Source organism: Bradyrhizobium sp., from assembly GCF_016462955.1.
Taxonomy (GTDB): domain Bacteria; phylum Pseudomonadota; class Alphaproteobacteria; order Rhizobiales; family Xanthobacteraceae; genus Bradyrhizobium.
Genome location: NZ_JAEMSD010000227.1, coordinates 5,445 through 10,340 on the forward strand (window position 1 = coordinate 5,445; position 4,896 = coordinate 10,340).

Here is a 4,896-nt window from a genome sequence, read left to right on the forward strand (position 1 = left end):
ACAACTCGATCACCATTCCCTCGATCCAGACCCGCCGCGCCGAAACGACGCTGGAGATTCCCTCGGGCGGCTCGATGGCGATGGCCGGCTTGATCCAGCAGCAGACCAAGCAGGCCATCAACGGCCTGCCCGGCGTCGACCAGGTGCCGATCATCGGCGCGCTGTTCCGCAGCCAGGACTTCGTCAACAACGAGACCGAGTTGATGGTGATCGTGACGCCCTATGTGGTGCGCGCAGTCGCCCAGAAGGAACTGTCGCGGCCCGACGACGGCTTCGCCCCGGCTTCGGATGCGCAGACGGCGCTGCTTGGCCGCATAAACCGCCTTTATGGCGTCGCGCGCCGCGTCGATCCGATCGACGGCACGCCGGGTGATTTCGGCTTCATCATCGACTGACACCACGGTTTGGGGACCGGACAGGACACGGGGCAGGAGGGGAGCAGCCGATGACGACACCAGCAGCCGATCGACGTCGCAACTTCGGGATCGCGCTGGCACTGGCGGGCCTCTCCGTCATGCTCGGCGCCTGCAACACCACGGAGATCGTTACCCAGACGGTCCCGACCGACTATCGCCAGCGTCATCCGATCGCGGTGCAGGAAGGCAAGAAGTCGATCGTGATCTTCGTCGGCAAGGCGAGGGGCGGCCTCTCCGCCGCACAGCGAGCGGACGTGGCAGGCATCGCGCAGGACTGGGTACGCGAAGGCACCGGCGCAGTCGTGGTCGACGTGCCCGTCGACACCGCCAATTCGCGCGCGGCCGCGGCGACCTATCAGGAAATTCGCGCGGCGCTCGGCGCCGGCGGCGTGCCGTCCCGCGCCATCGTCCAGCATCCCTATCGCCCCGAGGATCCCGGGCTGCTGCCCACCATCCGCCTGAGCTATTCCAGGATCGCCGCCGTCGCGGGCCCCTGCGGGCTGTGGCCGGAAGACGTCGGGCCGTCCATTCTCAACCCTGGCTACAACGAGAACCGCCCCTACTTCAATCTGGGCTGCGCCAGCCAGCGCAATCTCGCGGCCATGATCGACAACCCGGCCGACCTCGAGCAGCCGCGATCCGAGACACCGGCCTACACCGCGCGACGAAACATTGCATTCGAGCGCTATCGCAAGGGCACGACGACGGCAACCACATATCCCGAATCCGACCGGGCCAAACTCAGCGACACGGGCCAATGACAAGGTTAGAAGACGAAGATGCGGACGACCCCGGACATCCCGAGGAACACATCGCGCCGGTTCCTCGAATCTCTGTGCAGGCCTTCTGCGAGACCGAGCAGACGCTCAAGGCGGTGACCGCGGCCGGCGAGGATCGCCGGCTCGCCAAGGCCCACCTCACCGCAAAGGACGGCGGCCTCGCGGCGGCGATCGAAGTCTACGAATCGATGCCGACGCCGAACGTGATCATCATCGAGTCGGACGGCACGCGCGACATTCTCGAGGGGCTCGACGACCTCGCCGGCGTGTGCGATCCCGGCACCCGCGTGGTCGTGATCGGCAATCCCAACGACACCGCGCCCTATCGCGAGCTGGTGCGCCGCGGCGTCAACGACTACGTGGTCGGGCCGGTCGAGACCCTCGACGTGGTCCGCTCCATCTGCAGCCTGTTCTCGGCCTCCGAGGCCATCATCACCGGCCGCGTCATCGCCGTGGTCGGCGCCAAGGGCGGCGTCGGCGCGTCCACCGTCGCGCATAACCTGGCCTGGACCATCGCCCGCGACCTTTCGCTGGATTCCGTCGTGATCGATCTCGACCTCGCCTTCGGCACGGCGGGCCTCGACTACAACCAGGATCCGGTGCAGGGCATCGCCAACGCGGTGCTGTCGCAGGACCGGCCGGACACGGCGCTGATGGAGCGGCTGCTCGCCAAATGCACCGATCGCCTCAGCCTCCTCGCTGCACCCGCCACCCTCGACCGCGTCTACGATTTCGGCGCCGAAGCCTTTGACGCGGTGTTCGACACACTGCGCATGACGACGCCCTGCATCGTGCTCGACGTTCCCCATCAATGGTCCGGCTGGACGCGGCGCTCGCTCGTCAACGCCGACGACATCGTGATCGTGGCCGAGCCCGATCTCGCCAATCTGCGCAACACCAAGAACATGCTGACCGTGCTGAAAGCGGCGCGGCCGAACGACCGCCCGCCGCTGTACTGCCTCAACCAGGTCGGCATGCCCAAGCGCGCGGAGATCGAGGTCAAGGCCTTCGCCAAGACCATGGAGAGCCAGCCGATCGCGGCGATCCCGTTCGATTCGAAACTGTTCTCGACCGCAGCCAATAACGGCCAGATGATCGCGGAGGTCTCCAAGTCCCACCGCACCACGCTGCTGTTTCAGGACATGGCGAACCGCCTCGCCGGCCGCGGCGAGGTGAAGAAGCCGAGGCGCTCGCTGCTCGAGCCGTTGTTGAAGAAGCTGAAGGGCAGGTCCGGACGCGGCTCGGCCCCGCATCGCAAGGCGTCGTAGGCGAACATCGAGAGAGGCGGATTATCGGTCCGCCCGCTGCTGCTTCTTCGCCAGCAGCTGCCGCAGCGCTGCGACCTTGGCCGCGGCCTGATCGGGTGGCAGATCGGCCTTCACGAGGATCTCGGCCTCGGCCTCGCGGCCCTGCAAGCCCAGCACCAGCGCGAAATTGGCGCGGACCCGCGCATCGTTCTGATTGCGCTGATGGGCGCGGCCGAGCACCTGTTCGGCCTTCGACAGATTGTTTTGCAGCATATAGGACAGTCCGAGATTGGACAGCACGGCGGGCTCGTCCGGCACGATCTTCAACGCCGCGGCGTAATATTGCTGTGCCTCCTCGTTGCGGCCGAGCTGATCGAGCGCTGCGCCCTGTGCCGACAGGATTCGCCAATCGGGATCATTGGGCGAATGGGCGCGGCCGAGGACGTCGAAAGCCTGCTGGAAATTGCCGTTGTCGGCGAGCGCGCGACCATAGCCGGCGAGCAGCGCCTTGTTGCTGGGATGGGCGAGCACGGCCTGCTCGAGGACCGCGACCGCCTGCGCGCGCTGCCCGGTCTCGCGCAGAGCCTTGCCATATTCGATCGCGACTGCGGGATCGCTGGGCCTGGCGCGGTAGCGCTCACGCAAGGCGTCCATGTTCGACCTTGCCTCGGCCTTCGCGTCGACCCTGGTCGCCGCTTCCCGCTTGCTGCCAAGCGCACCGGTGACATCCTCGATGCCCGCGGTCTGACAGCCGCCGAGGGCGAGGATCAGGACTGCGGAACACAGATATCCCGCCGGCGGAAAGGCGAGAGACAAACGCTTGGACATACTCTGATCACTCGGCAACTGATCAGAGATGCTTACCGATTAACGCTAAAGTCCCGTTAAGGACGCGGGGCCGCTTGCGTTCAGTCGACGAATTCGGCGCCGAACTCGCAGCCGATGCGCCAGCGCAGACGGCATTGGCGGGAGTAATCCGGCGCGAAGATGATGGTGAACTGCGGCGGCACTTCCAGGAATTCCGCAACCACCTTTACACCGCCATCCGAAATATCAGTGATCGTGCAGTCCCGCGGCAGCGAGCCCGCGCCAAAATGGATCTTGGCGAGCCGGCTACACACCCGACGTTCGCTTCTCCGGCGATTTACCAGCATTTGAACTGTTTACCCATCAGACCACGGCCCATCCCGCAGGCCCAGGAGTAACGGACATTCGTTGGGATGTGCTGAGCAGAGTGGGTGGTATTCGAGACGTAGTCTCGGCGTCGCGTTTAGGCCGGATTAGGAGTTGCGTTCCTTCGAGGATCGTTCCCGTATTGTTCTTGCGCCGGCGGCCACGCTCTGCTACCCCTAATTGCGCGAGAGGGCAGGCTGGTTTGAGCATGGTTCAGCGGGTTTCCACCGTCGCCTTTGAGGGGATAGAGGCCCGCGCGGTCGACGTGCAGGTGCAGGTCGCGCCCGGGCTTCCGGCCTTTGCCATCGTCGGCCTGCCTGACAAGGCGGTGTCGGAGGCGCGCGAGCGGGTGCGTGCGGCGCTGATCGCCTCGGGGCTGGCGCTGCCGGCGCGGCGGATCATCGTCAACCTGGCGCCGGCCGACCTGCCCAAGGAAGGCAGCCATTACGACCTGCCGATCGCGCTCGGGCTGATGGCGGCGATCGGAGCGATCCCGCCTGATGCGCTGACCGGCTTCACCGTGCTCGGCGAGCTCGGTCTCGACGGCTCGATCGCGCCGGTGGCCGGCGTTCTTCCCGCCGCGATCGGCGCCAATGCACGCGAGGAGGGGCTGATCTGCCCGGCGGCGTGCGGCTCCGAGGCGGCCTGGGCGAGCCCCGACATCCAGATCGTCGCCGCACACTCGCTGATCCAGATCGCCAACCATTTCAAGGGCACGCAGGTGCTGTCGCGGCCCACGCCGAAGGTGCACGAGGCCGCAGCCTCGACGCTCGACCTGCGCGACATCAAGGGCCAGGAAAGTGCCAAGCGCGCGCTGGAGATCGCGGCTGCCGGCGGGCATCATTTGCTCATGATCGGCGCGCCGGGCGCTGGCAAATCGATGCTGGCGGCGCGGCTGCCCTCGATCCTGCCGCCATTGTCGCCGGGCGAGCTGCTCGAGGTCTCCATGATCGCCTCGGTCGCTGGCGAGATCGAAGGCGGTGCGCTGACGGCGCGGCGGCCGTTCCGCTCGCCGCATCATTCCGCCAGCATGGCTGCGCTGACCGGCGGCGGCATGCGCGCCAAGCCCGGCGAGATCTCGCTGGCGCATCAGGGCGTGCTGTTCCTCGACGAGCTGCCGGAATTCGATCCGCGCGTGCTGGATTCGCTGCGCCAGCCGCTGGAGAACGGCGAGGTCGCGGTGTCGCGCGCCAATCACCGCGTCACCTACCCGGCCCGCTTCATGCTGGTCGCGGCGATGAATCCTTGCCGCTGCGGCAACGCGTTCGAGCCCGGCTATGC

Annotated in this window: 5 protein-coding genes and 1 pseudogene; 4 read left to right on the plus strand and 2 right to left on the minus strand. The window is 66.7% G+C overall.

The window, feature by feature from the left end; all coding sequences use genetic code 11:
* The 3 genes and pseudogenes from JHD07_RS21910 to JHD07_RS21920 all read left to right on the plus strand — a co-directional run.
* A pseudogene (locus JHD07_RS21910) lies at positions 1 to 395 on the plus strand (secretin); the annotation flags it as partial.
* A 50-nt stretch (positions 396 to 445) separates the two neighbouring features.
* Positions 446 to 1,177, plus strand: coding sequence for a CpaD family pilus assembly protein (locus JHD07_RS21915; protein WP_291625681.1), 732 nt, complete (start codon positions 446 to 448; stop codon positions 1,175 to 1,177).
* Positions 1,174 to 2,463, plus strand: a complete 1,290-nt coding sequence (locus JHD07_RS21920) for an AAA family ATPase (protein WP_291625683.1) — start codon at positions 1,174 to 1,176, stop codon at positions 2,461 to 2,463. Before JHD07_RS21915 ends, JHD07_RS21920 begins: the two co-directional genes overlap by 4 nt.
* 21 nt (positions 2,464 to 2,484) lie before the next feature.
* Here JHD07_RS21920 and JHD07_RS21925 read toward each other — a convergent pair whose 3' ends face one another.
* Together JHD07_RS21925 and JHD07_RS21930 are read right to left on the minus strand one after the other, a co-directional pair.
* The gene (locus JHD07_RS21925; protein ID WP_291625684.1) at positions 2,485 to 3,270 is read right to left on the minus strand and encodes a tetratricopeptide repeat protein; all 786 of its coding nucleotides are present in this window, start codon (positions 3,268 to 3,270) and stop codon (positions 2,485 to 2,487) included.
* 80 nt (positions 3,271 to 3,350) lie between these two features.
* Positions 3,351 to 3,596 (minus strand): PilZ domain-containing protein, encoded by a 246-nt coding sequence (locus JHD07_RS21930; protein ID WP_028145870.1) that lies wholly within the window; start codon positions 3,594 to 3,596, stop codon positions 3,351 to 3,353.
* A 227-nt stretch (positions 3,597 to 3,823) separates the two neighbouring features.
* On the opposite strand from JHD07_RS21930, the gene JHD07_RS21935 reads away from it, so the two are divergent.
* On the plus strand, positions 3,824 to 4,896 hold a 1,073-nt coding region (locus JHD07_RS21935), incomplete at its 3' end, for a YifB family Mg chelatase-like AAA ATPase (RefSeq protein ID WP_291625687.1).

Coding starts and splice junctions, on each gene's coding strand:
- JHD07_RS21930 (WP_028145870.1), bottom strand. CDS start 3,596: ATGCTGGTAAATCGCCGGAGAAGCGAACGTCGGGTGTGTAGCCGGCTC.
- JHD07_RS21915 (WP_291625681.1), top strand. CDS start 446: ATGACGACACCAGCAGCCGATCGACGTCGCAACTTCGGGATCGCGCTG.
- JHD07_RS21920 (WP_291625683.1), top strand. CDS start 1,174: ATGACAAGGTTAGAAGACGAAGATGCGGACGACCCCGGACATCCCGAG.
- JHD07_RS21925 (WP_291625684.1), bottom strand. CDS start 3,270: ATGTCCAAGCGTTTGTCTCTCGCCTTTCCGCCGGCGGGATATCTGTGT.